Raw genomic sequence first — 15,410 nt, forward strand, 5'->3', positions numbered from 1 at the left:
GGGGAACCCATGACCGAACTGCCCCGCGTCATCAGCGTCGACGACCATGTGATCGAACCCGCGCACCTCTTCGACACCTGGCTGCCGGAGAAGTACCGCGACCGAGGTCCGAAGCCCCTCACCGCCGGGATCGGCGAGCTCGCGTACATCGCCGGCAAGTACCAGATCACGATGGACCCGGACGGGCAGCCGACGGACTGGTGGATCTACGAGGACCTGAAGTTCCCGTACAAGCGGAACATCGCGGCCGTCGGGTTCGACCGGGACGAGATGACGCTGGAGGGGATCACCCGGGAGGAGATGCGGCGCGGCTGCTGGGATCCGAAGGCGCGGCTGGCGGACATGGACCTCAACCATGTCGAGGCCTCGCTCTGCTTCCCGACCTTCCCGCGCTTCTGCGGGCAGACGTTCGCCGAGGCGCACGACAAGGAGGTCGCCCTGGCCTGTGTGCGCGCGTACAACGACTGGATGGTCGAGGAGTGGTGCGGCGACAGCGGCGGCCGGCTGATCCCGCTGTGCCTGATCCCCCTGTGGGACATCGACCTGGCGGTCGAGGAGATCAAGCGGAACGCGGCGAGGGGCGTCCGGGCGGTGACGTTCTCCGAGATCCCCACCTACCTCGGCCTGCCCTCCATCCACTCCGGCTACTGGGACCCGTTCTTCGCGGTCTGCCAGGACACCGGGACCGTCGTCAACATGCACATCGGCTCCAGCTCCCAGATGCCGGCCGCCTCCCCCGACGCACCCCCCGCCGTCCAGGCCTCGCTCTCCTTCAACAACGCGATGGCCTCGATGATGGACTTCCTCTTCAGCGGGGTCCTGGTGAAGTTCCCGGCCCTCAAACTCGCCTACAGCGAAGGGCAGATGGGCTGGATCCCGTACGCCCTGGAGCGGGCCGACGACGTATGGGAGGAGCACCGCGCCTGGGGCGGGGTGCGGGACCTGATCCCCGAGCCGCCGTCGACGTACTACTACCGGCAGATGTTCTGCTGCTTCTTCCGCGACAAGCACGGGATCGCTTCGCTGGATGTCGTGGGGCGTGACAACGCGACCTTCGAGACCGACTATCCGCACGTCGACTCGACCTTCCCGCACACGAAGGAGGTCGCCCTCGACCATGTGAAGGGCCTCGACGACGAGACGGTCTACAAGCTGATGCGGGGCAACGCGATCCGCATGCTCGACCTGGCCTTCGACAAGTGACGGATCTCGGGTAATGGATCTCGCGTACAGCCCCGAGGAGGAGGAGTTCCGGGGGCGGCTGCGGGAGTGGCTGGCGAAGGTGCTGCCGACGCTGCCGCCGAAGCCGTCGCCCGACGACTGGCCGGGGCGGCGCGCGTACGACCTCGGCTGGCAGCGGATGCTGTACGACGCCGGGTACGCCGACGTCCACTGGGACGCCTCCCCGACCGTGCGGCTGATCTTCCTGGAGGAGACGGAGAAGGCGGGCGCGCCGTATGTGGGTGCGGGCTTCGTCGGGCTGCTGCACGCCGGGCCGACGATCGCCGCCGAGGGCACGGCCGAGCAGCGGGCCCGCTGGCTGCCGTCCATCCTGCGCGGCGAAGAGGTGTGGTGTCAGGGGTTCAGCGAGCCGGACGCCGGGTCCGACCTCGCGGCGCTGCGCACGCGCGCGCGTAGGGACGGCGACGCGTACGTGGTGAGCGGGTCGAAGATCTGGACCTCGCACGCCGAAGTCGCCGACTGGTGCGAGCTGTTGGTGCGGACGGACACCTCGGCGCCCAAGCACCGGGGGATCTCCTGGCTCGCGATGCCCATGGACGCGCCCGGCGTGACCGTACGGCCCCTGCGCACCCTCGCCGGCTCCACCGAGTTCGCCGAGGTCTTCCTCGACGAGGTGCGGGTGCCGGTCGCCAACCGGGTCGGGGAGGAGAACGACGGCTGGCGCGTGACCATGGTGACCCTGTCGTACGAGCGCGGGACCGCCTTCGTGGGGGAAGTGGTCGCCTGTCGGCGGGTGTTGGGGGAGGTCGCGCGGGAGGCGCGGGTGAACGGGCGGTGGGACGACGCCGGTGTCCGGCGGCGGCTGGGGCGGCTGAACGCCGAGTTCCGGGCGCTGTGGCGGCTCACGCAGTGGAACGTGAGTGAGGCGGAGGCCTCCGGAGGGGTGCCGGGGGTGGGGGGGTCGGTTTTCAAGCTGAGGTACTCGCGTGTGCGTCAGGAGTTGTACGACGTGGCCGCGGATGTTCTGGGGCCGGGTGCGCTCGATCTCGGGCGGCCGTGGGTTCTTGATCGGCTCAGTTCGTTGTCGTACACGATCGCGGCGGGGACGTCGGAGATTCAGCGGAACATCGTGGGAGAGCGGATCTTGGGGCTGCCCAAGGGGTGACGGTGGGGCGCCTGATGGGCTGGGGGTGTTGTGGATTCGCGGCTGCGGGTTGGGTGTGGCTGATCGCGCCCACGCGGCGGAGCCGCATGTCGATACAGCCCCGCGCCCCTTAAAGGCAGGTCGTGCTCGGCGTTGATAAGGGGCTGTTGCCGTATGCGGTTTCAACTGACCGAGGATCAGCGGGCGTTGCGGGACGGGGTGCGAGGGCTGTTGGCGCGGCTCTTCGGGTCGGAGGCGTTGTGGGCGGCCGTTGACGGGGGTGGGCTGGACCGGGGGCTGTGGCGGGAGTTGGGGGCGGCCGGGTTCTTCGGGTTGCGGTTGGCGGAGGCGGAGGGCGGGGTCGGACTCGGGCTGCCGGAGGCGGTGTTGGTGTTCGAGGAGGCGGGACGGGTGCTGCTGCCCGGGCCGCTGGTGGCCACGCATCTCGCGGCGGGTGTCGTGCCGGGGGCGGCGACCGGGGAGGTCGTGGTGACCGCCGTCGGGGGTGGGGAGCTGGTGGAGTGGCTGGACGAGGCGGATGTGGTGGTGGGGGACGCGGCCGGGGCGGTCGCGTTGCGGTCGGTCGACCCGTTGACGCCGTTGCACCGGGTGCCGGCGGGTGTCTCTGCTGCCCGCCCGGGTGATCTCTTCGTGCTGCTCACCGCGGCCGAGCAGTTGGGCACGGCCGTCCGGGCCTGTGAGCTGGCGGTGCAACACGCGCGGACGCGGGAGCAGTTCGGGCGGCCGATCGGGGCGTTCCAGGCGGTCAAGCATCTGTGCGCGGAGTTGCTGGTGCGGGTGGAGGTGGCGCGGGCGGCGGTGTACGCGGCGGCCGTGACCGCCGATCCGGTGGACATCGCGGCGGCTCGGCTGCTGGCCGACGAGGCGGCGGTGCGCGGCGCGCGCGACTGTCTTCAGGTGCACGGCGGTATGGGATTCACCTGGGAGGCCGACGTACATCTGTGTCTGAAGCGCGCGTGGGTGCGGGCAGAACGTGGCGGATCAATCACGGAGAGTGAGGAGTTGTTGGCGGGGGAGCTGCTGGCCGAGGCGGGCTGATCGCGCTGACCAGGATGGGAAGCGAAATGTGTGGCAGGGCTTCGGCCGAATGTCGCGGAACGTGGCATACCGGAATTACCGAGCGTTGATACCGGGTTGTGTCCTAGGTGTGACTTGTCACGGCCTGGAGTCGGAGTCGTACTCCGGTACCTTCTGGGGGATGCGAGTGGTTCAGAGGTCGAGCCGAGCCGGTGTTGCCCCTGTGGCGGCCCCGGATCCGGCGGTGCCTGCCGCTCGTGAAGTGGGCCGGAGTCTCATCGCTCCGGTCTGTTCGACTCCCCGCGATGAGCGTCGCACAGTATGCCGTATGCGTACTCCTTCGCGCTGGAATATGCCCGAAGCGCTTGTTGGGGTGACTGTACGTCAACCATGCTGTCCGGTAAGGGGATCACGTTCCGTGATCCCGGTGCCGATGGTGTCGACGGCGGTGGCGTCGGCCAGGCAGCAGATGACCACGATCGTGGCCCCTGAGGGGCGTGCGGCGATGTGTCCGCCGGTTCGGATGGTGTGAGCGGTGCAGGTGCTTCAAGTGCAGCTGGAGATCCGGCCCGACCCCTCAGAGGTGGGTCGTGCGCGGAGATGGGCCCGTTCACGGCTCGCCGGGGCCGGGATAGGAGTTGACGAACCGCTCGCCGAGACGCTGATCCTCCTCGTCTCCGAGCTGGTCACCAACGCGGTCGTCCACACCGGGCGTCCGGCGGTGCTGCGGTTGCTGCTGTCCGGCCTCCGGGACGGCTCGATCGGCAAGGTCCGCCTCGAAGTCGCCGACACCAGCGCGTGCCCGCCGACACCGCGGTGCGCCGACGGTGACGAGACGGGCGGGCGTGGCCTTGCCCTCGTCGAGGTCCTCGCCGACCGCTGGGGCTGGTCCTACGAGGGCGTCGGCAAGCACATCTGGTGCGAGCTGGACCGGGTCGTGCCGGGGGTGGCCGGGGCGGTGGGTGTCTCGGATGCGTCCGGTGGGGCGCCGGCTGCGGGGGGCGGGGTAGTCACCCCTGCCGTCTATCCGGCGTGCAGCGCGGTGACGGGGGTCGCGGCGGTGACTCGGGAGGGGCTGGCGGTGCGCGAGGGGTTGGCGTACGAGGTGGTCTAGTTCGTGCGAGGTGGTCTGGTTCGTGCGAGGTGGTCTGATTCGTGGCGGCCGGGGGCCGGTGTGCAGTGGGCCGGGGTGCGGTGGGCCGGGGGTCGGTCGTGCTTTCCGGCGCTTGCAGGGTGCCGCTGCGCCCACCCGTGCCGCCCTTGGCGGCACGATTGCCCGCAGCAGTGACAGGCGGGTCTGTCGTGTCCTCCCGAGCTATTGGGCGCATGGGTCGCCCGACCCTCGTCGCGTTGGCGCCGCACGCGCCTGCGCGTCGGCGCACGGCGGTGAGCGGCTCGGCGGGGGTAGCCGAAACGTGCGCCGGGACGTGCTTCCGTACGCACCGTCGCCATGCGGGTTTTGCCCGGCTGATCCCTGAACGGGTGTTGACGCGTCGTGTCCGTTTGATCACGCTTGTGGTCAGCGATTCGCCGCGAGGGGACGACGAGGGTCTGGGTGACGGAGGCCCTCGACGAGCGTGGGTCGTGTTTCGGCGTCGGCTCCCGACTGGGCCCAGGGAGCGGGGCGGGTACGCCGAGGCTGGATGGCGGCGCGCGGTGCCGTGCTCGGGGCGGGCAGCAGCGCGCCGCCAGCCGACCCGGGGAACAGAGGCTCACAAGAGGGCGACCGGCGCCACCGGCGTGCCCGTGGCGCCGACGAACGGCTCGGGCATCGCCGAGAGCAGGAAGTCGTACCGCCCAAGTTGTCCACAGGCTGTGGACAACTCTTCCAGATTCCAGTTCTGCCCCTGCGGCATGCCCATCTCGACCAGGTGGAGCGCGTGCACCGGCAGCCACAGACCCTCGATCTCCGGCGGGAAGATCTCGAACGTCAGGGTGTCATTGGCGACGGCGGCGACATCGCGCGCGTGGAACCACTCCGGGGCGCGGAGCGAGAGCCCCGGTGACGGGAAGGCGTATGCGTGCTTGTCGCCGGCGAGGTAGGTCCGGATCTGCCCGGTGCGGACGAGGACGATGTCGCCCGCGCGGACCCGGGTGCCCGCCAACTCCTCGGCCGCGTCCAGGTCTTCGGGGATGACCGCGTGATCGCCGGGGAGGCGGTCGTCGCTACGGCCCAGGGCTCGCGGAATGTCCAGAAGGACACCGCGCGAGACGATGTGCCGTGCCTTGTCGATACCGGCGAAGGTCGCGCCGCCGTGCGGGGTGATCGTGTCCGCCGGGCGGCCGTTGTAGATCCGGCCCGAGTGCGAGACATGGGGCAGCGCGTCCCAGTGGGTGGCCGCCTGGAGCCCCATCGTCACGACGTCGTCGCTGCACGCGACCGTGCCCGGGCCGAAGATCTCCTGGTTGATCTGCACCATGGTGTGCAGGGGGTTCACCCGGCCCGGCATCATCCCCGTCTGCACGCCGTCCTGTCGCAGCGGCAACGCGAGCGGCACGCGACGGCCGGAACGGACGGCGGCCGCGGCCTCCCGTACGACCTCGTCGGTGATCAGGTTGAGGGTGCCGATCTCGTCGTCCGGACCCCAACGCCCCCAGTTGTTCACGCGCTTGGCGATGTCGGTGAACGCGGTGAACTCCGTGGGCGATGACATCGGCCCTCCCCGGGGCTTGTGTGGGTGTATCTGACGGGTCGTAGAATCGCCGTGCGAGCAGATCTAACGGACCGTCAGATCTAGCCTGACGGGGCCCGGTTAGATCTAACGGTCCGTCAGGAACCGCGATGAGGGGAAGGGGCCGGGGTGGGAAACTTCTTGGCAGGGAAGGTCGTCGCCGTCACGGGTGCGGGGCGGGGGATCGGCCGGGCGGTCGCCCTCGGCGCCGCCGCCGAGGGGGCGCGGGTCGTCGTCAACGACTACGGCGTGTCCGTCGACGGCTCCGAGCCCACCAGTTCCGTCGCCGAGACCGTCGTCAAGGAGATCGAGGCGGCCGGGGGCGAGGCGGTCGCCGTCGCCGACGACATCTCCACGATGGCGGGCGGACAGCGGGTCGTCGACACGGCCGTCACGACGTACGGGCGGATCGACGGGGTCGTGTGCGTCGCCGGGATCCTGCGGGAACGGATGCTGTTCAACATGACCGAGGAGGAGTGGGATCCGGTGATCGCCACTCATCTGAAGGGCACGTTCACGGTGTTCCGGGCCGCGTCAGCCGTCATGCGGAAGCAGCGGGCCGGGACCTTGATCGGGTTCACCAGCGGCAACCACCAGGGGTCCGTCTCGCAGGCCAACTACAGCGCGGCCAAGGGCGGGATCATCTCGCTGGTGCGGAGCGCCGCGCTCGGGCTGCACCGGTACGGGGTGACCGCGAACGCGGTGGCGCCGGTCGCGCGGACGCGGATGTCCGCCGGGGTGCCGGTCGAGTTGACGGAGATCGGTGAGCCGGAGGATGTGGCGGCGTTCGTGGTGTTCCTGCTGTCGGATCGGGCTCGGGCTCGGGGGGAGCGGATCACCGGGCAGGTGTACACGGTCGCCGGGCCGAAGATCGCGGTGTGGGCGCAGCCGGGGGAGCTGCGCTCGGCGTATGCGGACGGGGGCTGGACTCCGGAGCGGATCGCGGAGGTTCTGCCGGGGGCGGTGGGGGTGGATCCGATGCCGATGTTGGAGCGGGTGGAGGGGATGGCTCGGGCGGCGACCGCCGGGGAGCGGCCGAACGCGGGTGCCTAGTGGCTCGGGGGTTCGGGTGGTTTGGCGGGTGCGGGTGTGTGGGGGCTGGTCGCGCAGTTCCCCGCGCCCCTGAAAGACACGGCCCTGCGGGCCGAAAAGCACGGGGCGCAGCCCCTGCTTTTCAGGGGCGCGGGGAACTGCGCGAGCAACCACAACGCACCCGCAGCTGACGCACCCCCTCGCCTACCCCGCGGCGCGAGGCGGCATCAGCGGTGTTCACCTGGGAGGTGGCATGGACTTCGGGTTCAGTGACGAGGACGAGGCGTTCCGGGCGGAAGCGAGGGCGTGGCTGGGGGCGCACGCCGGGGTGGGGGAGGACAGGCGGGCCTGGGAACGGACGCTGGGGGCCGCCGGGTGGATCGGGATCGGCTGGGGCGAGGGCGGGTACGGGAATCGGACCGCCACGCTCATTCAGCAGGTTGTCTGGGCCGAGGAGTACGCGCGGGCCGGGGTGCCCGCGCGGTCGGGGCATATCGGGGAGAAGCTGCTGGCGCCGACCCTGATCGCCTATGGAAGCGAGGAGCAGAAGGGGCGGTTTCTGCCGGCGATCGCGCGGGGCGAGGAGCTCTGGTGCCAGGGGTACAGCGAGCCGGGGGCCGGGTCGGATCTCGCCGGCGTACGGACGAAGGCGGAGCGGGCGGCGGACGGGTCGTACCGCGTCACCGGGCAGAAGATCTGGACCTCGCTGGCGCATGAGGCCGACTGGTGTTTTGTGCTGGCCCGTACCGAGGCGGGGTCCAGGCGCCACCACGGGCTGTCGCTGCTGCTCGTGCCGATGGACCAGCCGGGGCGGATCGAGGTACGGCCGATCCGGCAGATGACCGGGACGAGCGAGTTCAACGAGGTGTTCTTCGACGGGGCGCACGCCCGCGCGGAGCACGTGGTCGGCGGCGAGGGGAACGGCTGGCGGGTCGCCATGGGGCTCCTCGGCTTCGAGCGCGGAGTGTCGACCCTCGCCCAACAGATCGGGTTCGAGAAGGAGTTGGGGGACGTCGTACGGGCTGCCGTGGACAGCGGGGCCGCGGACGATCCCGTCGTACGCGACCGTCTCGTACGGCAGTGGGCCGAGCTGCGCGTGATGCGGTGGAACGCCCTGCGGACGCTCGGGGGGCTGGAGGGAGGCGCGGAGCCGGGTGCGCCGAGTGTGGCCAAGTTGCTGTGGGGGCGGTGGCATCGGCGGCTCGGGGAGCTGGCGATGGAGGTGCGGGGCGCGGGGGCGGCGGTCGGGCCACGGGAGTGGTCGGTGGAGGAGCCGTACGCACTCGATCCGTTCCAGCATCTGTTCCTGTTCAGCCGGGCCGACACCATCTACGGCGGTTCGGACGAGGTGCAGCGCACGATCATCGCCGAGCGGGTGCTCGGTCTGCCGAAGGAGCCGAGAGGCTGAGCTGAGGGGTGGAGCCATGCGCGGAGTGGTGTTCGACGGGACGCGGGCCGAGGTCGTCGACGACCTGGACGTACGGGACCCGGGACCGGGCGAGGTGCGGGTGGCCGTGTCGGCCGCCGGGCTCTGCCACAGCGACCTGTCGGTGGTGGACGGGACCATACCCTTCCCCGTTCCCGTGGTGTTGGGGCATGAGGGAGCGGGGGTCGTCGAGGCGGTGGGCGCGGGGGTCCGGCATGTCCGGCCTGGGGACCATGTCGCCCTGTCCACCCTCGCCAACTGCGGGGCCTGCGCCGACTGCGACCGGGGGCGGCCGACCATGTGCCGTCGGGCGATCGGGCGGCCCACGCGGCCGTTCTCGCGGGGCGGGCGGGAGGTGTTCCAGTTCGCCGCGAACTCCGCCTTCGCGGAGAAGACGGTGGTCAAGGCCGTGCAGGCCGTACGGATACCGGACGACATTCCGCTGACCTCCGCCGCGCTGATCGGGTGCGGGGTGTTGACCGGAGTCGGGGCGGTGCTCAACCGGGCCCGGGTCGACCGGGGGGACGGCGTCGTCGTGATCGGGGCGGGGGGTATCGGGCTCAACGTCGTACAGGGCGCGCGGATCGCGGGGGCCACGCGGATCGTCGCCGTGGACGCCAACGCGGAGAAGGAGGGGGTGGCGCGGCGGTTCGGGGCCACGCACTTCCTGACCTCCGTGGAGGGCGTGCGCGACATCCTTCCCACGGGCGCCGACCATGCCTTCGAGTGCGTCGGCCGCGTCGAACTCATCCGCCAGGCGATCGACATGCTGGACCGGCGGGGCCAGGCCGTGCTGCTGGGTGTTCCGGCCGCCACCGCCGAGGCGTCCTTCCTCGTCTCCTCCCTCTACCTGGACAAGTCGATTCTGGGCTGCCGGTACGGGTCGTCGCGGCCGCAGCGGGACATCGCGCTGTACGCCGAGCTGTACCGGGAGGGGCGGCTGCTGCTGGACGAGCTGGTCACGGCCACGTATCCGGTGGAGGACTTCGCGAAGGCGGCGGAGGACGCGGGGGAGGGGCGGGTGGCACGGGCGGTGCTGACCTTCTGACCGCCACACGAACACGTACCCCCGCGTGGTGATGCTGGGGTGATCCAAAAGCGGTCGATCTCGCGCACTCGCCAGCGCGAACCAGTCGGGCCAGACTTGGCGGCCAGGCGCCGGCCACGTCCTGCTTCCCCGACAGCCGGACTTCGCAGCCAGTGTCCGAGCCCGAAATCGATCGGCCGATGTCCGAACGGAGCCGGCCCTGGAACGAAGAGGCGGCCAAGGTCATGTCGCCGCTCGGCGCGGGCGGTGAACCGCGCTTCTCGCCAGAGGAGTTGAGGGAATTCCGACAGCCGCGAAAGGCAGGTCGGAATGCTCGTCTCCACGGTGCCCGCCTCCTACCCTGGAAGGACCGGGAGGGGGGACGACTTCGGCGGCTGACCGTGGTGAGCCGCAGTTGCGTCGGCGATCTCGGACCTGTCCATCCGAGAGGACGCCATGGCCTGGATCAACGACCCGCACTTCGCACCCCCGCCGACCAACGTGATCGGCCTCCGGGCCGCTTTCCTCCAGGCCCAGTTCACCGCGGGCGCCATGGCTTCCGTGACGGTCGTCTACCTCGTGGGATCGATCTGGATCGACCAGCCGTTCGGGTTCTTGGAGGTGTGGCGGATACCCAACGACATCCCGGGTGGGATCGCCGATACCTGGTACCTGTTCCTCTGGGGCTTGGCTGTCACGCTGCTGATCAGCGTCATCGCGATCGTGCAGGGCATACCCCGCCTCGTCCCACCCGGCACCGCCGTGGGCCTGGGAGTCTGGGAGAGCGTGAACGCGGGATTCTTCGAGGAACTCCGCTACCGGTGGCTCTTCCTGCTGAGCGCGCCGCCGGGCCTGGCGCTGCTGAACCTGATCACATTCGGGTTGGTGGAGTGGTTGTACACGGTCGTGCTCGTGCCACTGGCCGACACGGTCACGCTCGGAATCCTCGCTCCACAGCTCACCAGCGACGAATGGCTGGTCGGCGCGGCGATCGTCTCGGTGAACGGCGGCTTCCGCGCCATGCACAACGACCAGAAAGGCATTGGGGGCATTTTTCGCCTCGTCAACGCGTGGTTCATCGGGATGCTGCTGTTCTACCTGTTGTTCAACTATGGGCTGTGGGCGGCGATCGTGGTTCACATCCTCTACGACATCGTCGTCTTCACCACCGCCGCCTTGATGTCCACGTTCCTCCGGCCCCTGCAGGGAACGTGGTGACGCTTTGGGGAACTTGAAAGCGGGCTTGCGGCTCTGCCAGTTTCCAGCCGGGCGAGGCGGATTCGGCGGCCAGGCGCCCGCACGGGGCGGCCCCCAGGGGGAGCGCCCGATCCCTCACTGCGGCGTGGTCGAGTACCGCTCGATGCTCGCGCGGCCTGTCGATCGGTCGAGTAGGCGCAGCTCCCACGGGCCCGTGTTCACATCTGCCGACTGCAACCAGTGCCACGCCGGGTGTCACGACTCGCCGAAGTAGTAGTGAGCAACAGATGAGTTGGGGCCTACCCCCGTACGTTGGAGGGTGGGCCCCTCTCGCCGGAAAGGATCACCGCATGTCATTGGCTGAGTCCTGGGACAGATACGCGGTCGGGAGCAAACCACGCAGGACCGTGAACGCCAAGGGTGATACGACCTGGCTGAACTGGACCCTGTACGCCGATCACGGGCCGAACGAGAGCGTTCTCGGTCCCGTGGCCGGACGCCGGGTGCTGGAACTCGGCTCGGGGAGCGGCAGCAACCTCACACATCTGGTGACGCTTGGTGCGACAGGACTGGGCGTGGATGTAGCCCCCGTCCGCGAGACGGTCGCGCGGGAGCGCTGGGGCGATCTGTCGGGCCTTGAGTTCCGTACGGCGGAGGCGACGGCGTTCCTGAACGAGACGGACGAGACATTCGATGTAGTGCTCTCGATCTTCGGCGCTGTGTGGTTCGTCGATCCGGACACCCTGCTCCCGCTGATCCGCTCGCGTATGGCGCCGGGCGGCATCCTGGCCTTCTCGCATTTGCCTCCAGGCAGTCAGGAGCCCAAGCCTGCCAAAGCCGGACTGCGGCACGACCGCACCCCGGATGAGTGGGAGCGCATCCTGACGGGGCACGGCTTCTCTCACGTGTGCGTGTCTCTGATCGACCCTCCAGACGGCAGGGCAGTGGGCACGATGCTTGTCCGTGCCTTGGCGGCCTGACCGCGCGGCTGCGCGCCTGTCTCAGCAGATCCCGGGTTTCCGGCAGACGGAGCGAACCGTCATGGCACTGCAGTTCGCGGCTCTGCGCGGGGGCCCTCAGTGTCGAGCTGCGCGAAGACTGGGAGCGCTCCCGCCCGCTCCCACACCGCGCCGCACTCACCGCCGCCCGCGGGAGTGGGCCGCGCGCCGCACGGGTGTGTGAGCCGCCGAGGCGGTGACGGGTCCGCATACGGCTCGGGTGCGGCCCTACTGGGCGGCGCGTGAGCGGGTCACCCGATTGAGCAGGCGGGCCGCCCTGGTCATGGCTGCGGACTTCGGCATCGACCTCGATACGCGCGACATCCACGCAGTACCGGTCGGGGGTGGGATCCGATGACCGTTGACACAACCGGCACATGCGGGAGGGTCCGGGCCTCCTTGCTCTACCGGGCTCCGATCTTCAGTGAGACGTCTTCCTGCGTCCTCGGTAAGGGGCACACCGGGGATCACAAGGACGCGCACGGTGGTACCTGGAACGTGATCCCGCTGACCTTCGATGGTGAACTCCGGGAAGGCGGGGGAGGGCGGGGTGGCACGGGCCGTGCCGACTCTCGGAGCTGAGTCACGGGGCGCCCTCGTACCGTCGAGCCCCCTCTGTCCTGAAGGTCCGCCGGTACGCCGTCGGGGTTACCCCCAGTGCTCCCTGTAGATGCTGGCGCATCGACTGGGCCGTGCCGAAGCCCGCGTCGTGGGCCACCTGGTCCATGGAGAGGTCGGTGGATTCCAGGAGGTGGCGGGCGCGTTCGACGCGTTGCTGGGTGAGCCACTGGCCGGGGCTGATGCCGACCTCCTCGCGGAAGCGGCGGGTGAAGGTGCGGACGGACATGGACTCCTGTTCGGCCATGTCGCGGAGTTGGATCGGCTCGTGGAGGCGGCCCAGGGCCCAGGCGCGGGCTGCGGTCGTCGTCGCGGTCTGCGGCTCGGGCAGCGGGCGTTCGATGTACTGGGCCTGTCCGCCGTCCCGGTGCGGCGGTACGAGCGTACGCCGGGCCACGTCGTTGGCGACGCCGGTGCCGTGGTCGCGGCGTACGAGATGCAGGCACAGGTCGATCCCGGCCGCGACGCCCGCCGAGGTGAGGACATCGCCGTCGTCGACGAAGAGGACGTCCGCGTCGAGCCGGACCTTCGGGAAGAGCCGCTGGAAGTGCTCGGCGTGGTACCAGTGCGTGGTCGCCGGGCGGCCGTCCAGAAGACCCGCCGCGGCCAGGACGTAGCCACCGGTGCAGATGGAGACCAGCCGGGTGCCGGGGCGGATGTGGGCGAGGGCGGCGGCCAGTTCGGGGGTGAGGACGCCGTCCTCGTAGACCGGGCCGTATTCGTACGCGGCGGGGACGACGACCGTGTCGGCGGTGGCGAGGGTCTCCGGGCCGTTCGGGACGAGGACGGCGAAGTCGGCGTCCGTCTCCACTCGGCCGGGCGGCCGGACCGAGCAGGTGACGACGTCGTACAGCGGTCGCAGGGCCGTGTCCCGCGCCTTGCCGAAGATGCGCTGCGGAATGCCCAGTTCGAAGGGGAGCAGCCCGTCGAGGGCGAGGACGACGACGCGGTGGCGGGCCAGGGACTGGGGCATGGCCTGATCCTAACGAATGCTGTCCCTCGGGCCACTCGTTCGCGGTCACCGCAGGTCCGAAGCTTGGTGGCATGACCCAGACAGCCGCCAGTACGGTCGCAGCAGGCCAGGAACCCACCGAGTCGCGCTCCGCCGGCAGGATCCACCGCGCCTGGTTCGTCGCCGCCGTAACCTTCGTGACGATCATCGGGGCGGCGGCCTTCCGCTCGCTGCCGGGTCTGCTGATCGATCCGCTGCACCAGGAGTTCGACTGGTCGCGCGGCACGATCGCGTCGGCCGTGTCGATCAACCTGGCGCTGTACGGCCTGACGGCCCCCTTCGCCGCCGCACTGATGGACCGCTTCGGTATCCGCCGGGTGGTCGCGGTCGCGCTGACGGTGATCGCGGTCGGGGCCGGTACGACGGTGTGGATGACCTCGCCCTGGCAACTGATGCTCTGCTGGGGGCTGTTGGTGGGGCTCGGCTCCGGCTCGATGGCGCTGGCCTTCGCGGCGACGGTCACCAACCGCTGGTTCACGGAACGGCGCGGCCTCGTCTCGGGCATCCTGACCGCCGCCTCCGCCTCAGGGCAGCTGATCTTCCTCCCTCTGCTGTCGTGGATCGTCTCCGAGCGCGGCTGGCGGCCCGCCTCCGTCACCGTCGCCCTCGCCGCCCTGGCCGTCGTCCCCTTCGTATGGCTGCTGCTGCGGGACCATCCGGCGGACGTGGGGCTGAAGCCGTACGGCGCGAAGGAGTTCGTGCCGAAGCCGGCGCCCGTGCCGGGGGCGGCGCGGCGGGCGGTGAAGGTGCTCTTCTCGGCGATGCGGACCGGGCCGTTCTGGCTCCTCGCCGGGACCTTCGCGATCTGCGGGGCCTCCACCAACGGCCTCATCCAGACCCACTTCATCCCCGCCGCCCACGACCACGGCATGCCCATCACCGCGGCGGCCTCCCTGCTGGCGGTCATCGGGGTCTTCGACGTCCTCGGCACGATCGCCTCCGGCTGGTTCACCGACCGCTACGATTCCCGGCGCCTGCTGGCCGTGTACTACGCCTTCCGAGGCATCTCGCTCCTCTTCCTCCCCATTCTGCTGGCCCCCGCCGTGCACCTCCCGATGATCTTCTTCATCGTCTTCTACGGCCTCGACTGGGTCGCCACCGTCCCGCCCACCATGGCCCTGTGCCGCGAGCACTACGGCGACGACAGCGCCATCGTCTTCGGCTGGGTCCTCGCCTCGCACCAGGTCGGCGCCGCCCTCGTCGCCTTCTTCGGCGGTCTCGCCCGCGACATCTTCGGCTCGTACGACGTCGTCTGGTACGCCTCGGGCGCGCTGTGCGCGGCGGCGGCGCTGATGGCGCTGGTGATCCGGCGACGGCCGGCCGGGACGGCGAGCGCGGCGGTCGCCTGACCGACGCGCCGCGGATTCGACCGGGGGCCGCGCGGGGTAACCGTTTCGGCCGGGGACCCGGAAGCGCAACCGTTTCGGCGGGGGGCCCGGAAGCGCAACCGTTTCGGCCGGGGCACACTCCCTGTAGGCGGGGAGGGGTGCTGGTGATGTCCATGGTGACGGCCGGGGTGGCGGGTGAGGGTGCGGTCCGCAAGGGTGCCGCGCCGTCGGCGGTGTCCATGGCGGTGCTGGGGGTGGAGGGGGCGCTGGTCTGCGCCGCGCTGTTCCTCTCCGCGCTCGACGCCGACCCGGGGCCGAGGACCGCGCCCGGGGGGTCCTTCGGGGCTCTCCTGCTCTCCCCGCTGCTGCTCCTCCTCATCCTCTTCGCGGCCGCCGTACTGACCGTGGGCTACGTCCTCCCCGCCGTACTGCTCGCCCACTGGACCGCACGCCAGCTCACCGGCCGCACCGCCTGGTGGTGGATCCCGCCGGCCTGCACCCTGTGGGTACTTCCCGCCACGGTCGTCCCGGCCTGGCACCTCGCAGGCCTCGCGCTCTACGCGGCGGTCCTGCCCGCGACCCTGGCAGCGCACCACACGGTCGTACGCGCCGACGCGGGCCGCCCCGTCCAGCCCTGCGCGGCGATTCTCACGTGGGGGACGTTGGGCGTGTTGTGCGTGCTGGTGGTGGGTGGGGTGGTGGTGGAAGGGCCCTAGGCGCAAGGATCAGCGGGCCA

General features: G+C 70.5%; 13 protein-coding genes and 1 pseudogene. 11 read left to right on the plus strand and 3 right to left on the minus strand.

Going from position 1 to position 15,410, the window contains the following annotated elements:
* Positions 1 to 9: 9 nt before the first annotated feature.
* The 4 genes from JIX56_RS26325 (at position 10) to JIX56_RS26340 (ending at position 4,478) form a co-directional block, all read left to right on the plus strand.
* Positions 10 to 1,203, plus strand: coding sequence for an amidohydrolase family protein (locus JIX56_RS26325; RefSeq protein WP_257544143.1), 1,194 nt, complete (start codon positions 10 to 12; stop codon positions 1,201 to 1,203).
* A 13-nt stretch (positions 1,204 to 1,216) separates the two neighbouring features.
* Positions 1,217 to 2,347, plus strand: coding sequence for an acyl-CoA dehydrogenase family protein (locus tag JIX56_RS26330; RefSeq protein ID WP_257544144.1), 1,131 nt, complete (start codon positions 1,217 to 1,219; stop codon positions 2,345 to 2,347).
* Between the two features lie 153 nt (positions 2,348 to 2,500).
* Entirely contained in the window at positions 2,501 to 3,385 is an 885-nt protein-coding gene (locus tag JIX56_RS26335; RefSeq protein ID WP_257544146.1) for an acyl-CoA dehydrogenase family protein, read from the plus strand.
* A gap of 529 nt (positions 3,386 to 3,914) precedes the next feature.
* Complete coding sequence (locus tag JIX56_RS26340; RefSeq protein ID WP_257551123.1) at positions 3,915 to 4,478, plus strand: ATP-binding protein; 564 nt, start codon at positions 3,915 to 3,917, stop codon at positions 4,476 to 4,478.
* A gap of 598 nt (positions 4,479 to 5,076) precedes the next feature.
* On the opposite strand, the gene JIX56_RS26345 is transcribed toward JIX56_RS26340, so the two are convergent.
* On the minus strand, positions 5,077 to 6,018 hold the full coding sequence (locus JIX56_RS26345; protein WP_257544148.1) for a cyclase family protein: 942 nt from the start codon (positions 6,016 to 6,018) through the stop codon (positions 5,077 to 5,079).
* A 147-nt stretch (positions 6,019 to 6,165) separates the two neighbouring features.
* On the opposite strand from JIX56_RS26345, the gene JIX56_RS26350 reads away from it, so the two are divergent.
* The 4 genes from JIX56_RS26350 to JIX56_RS26365 all read left to right on the plus strand — a co-directional run bounded on the left by JIX56_RS26350 (position 6,166) and on the right by JIX56_RS26365 (position 10,739).
* Positions 6,166 to 7,089 carry an SDR family NAD(P)-dependent oxidoreductase gene (locus JIX56_RS26350; protein WP_257544150.1) on the plus strand — a complete coding sequence of 308 codons (924 nt, stop codon included), beginning with the start codon at positions 6,166 to 6,168 and terminating at the stop codon, positions 7,087 to 7,089.
* Positions 7,090 to 7,321: 232 nt separating this feature from the next.
* Positions 7,322 to 8,476 (plus strand): acyl-CoA dehydrogenase family protein, encoded by a 1,155-nt coding sequence (locus tag JIX56_RS26355; protein WP_257544152.1) that lies wholly within the window; start codon positions 7,322 to 7,324, stop codon positions 8,474 to 8,476.
* A gap of 16 nt (positions 8,477 to 8,492) precedes the next feature.
* On the plus strand, positions 8,493 to 9,542 hold the full coding sequence (locus tag JIX56_RS26360; protein ID WP_257544153.1) for a Zn-dependent alcohol dehydrogenase: 1,050 nt from the start codon (positions 8,493 to 8,495) through the stop codon (positions 9,540 to 9,542).
* Between the two features lie 435 nt (positions 9,543 to 9,977).
* On the plus strand, positions 9,978 to 10,739 hold the full coding sequence (locus tag JIX56_RS26365; RefSeq protein ID WP_257544155.1) for a hypothetical protein: 762 nt from the start codon (positions 9,978 to 9,980) through the stop codon (positions 10,737 to 10,739).
* A 114-nt stretch (positions 10,740 to 10,853) separates the two neighbouring features.
* On the opposite strand, the pseudogene JIX56_RS26370 reads toward JIX56_RS26365, so the two are convergent.
* Positions 10,854 to 10,943: pseudogene (locus tag JIX56_RS26370) on the minus strand (XRE family transcriptional regulator); the annotation flags it as partial.
* A 182-nt stretch (positions 10,944 to 11,125) separates the two neighbouring features.
* Here JIX56_RS26370 and JIX56_RS26375 point away from each other — a divergent pair.
* Positions 11,126 to 11,698 carry a class I SAM-dependent methyltransferase gene (locus tag JIX56_RS26375; RefSeq protein WP_257544157.1) on the plus strand — a complete coding sequence of 191 codons (573 nt, stop codon included), beginning with the start codon at positions 11,126 to 11,128 and terminating at the stop codon, positions 11,696 to 11,698.
* Positions 11,699 to 12,299: 601 nt separating this feature from the next.
* On the opposite strand, the gene JIX56_RS26380 is transcribed toward JIX56_RS26375, so the two are convergent.
* Complete coding sequence (locus tag JIX56_RS26380) at positions 12,300 to 13,307, minus strand: GlxA family transcriptional regulator (RefSeq protein ID WP_257544159.1); 1,008 nt, start codon at positions 13,305 to 13,307, stop codon at positions 12,300 to 12,302.
* Positions 13,308 to 13,378: 71 nt separating this feature from the next.
* On the opposite strand from JIX56_RS26380, the gene JIX56_RS26385 reads away from it, so the two are divergent.
* Together JIX56_RS26385 and JIX56_RS26390 are read left to right on the plus strand one after the other, a co-directional pair.
* Positions 13,379 to 14,695, plus strand: coding sequence for an MFS transporter (locus tag JIX56_RS26385; protein ID WP_257544161.1), 1,317 nt, complete (start codon positions 13,379 to 13,381; stop codon positions 14,693 to 14,695).
* Positions 14,696 to 14,841: 146 nt separating this feature from the next.
* On the plus strand, positions 14,842 to 15,390 hold the full coding sequence (locus JIX56_RS26390; protein WP_257544163.1) for a hypothetical protein: 549 nt from the start codon (positions 14,842 to 14,844) through the stop codon (positions 15,388 to 15,390).
* The last annotated feature ends 20 nt before the right edge of the window (positions 15,391 to 15,410 follow it).

The organism is Streptomyces sp. CA-210063, assembly GCF_024612015.1.
Lineage (GTDB): Bacteria > Actinomycetota > Actinomycetes > Streptomycetales > Streptomycetaceae > Streptomyces.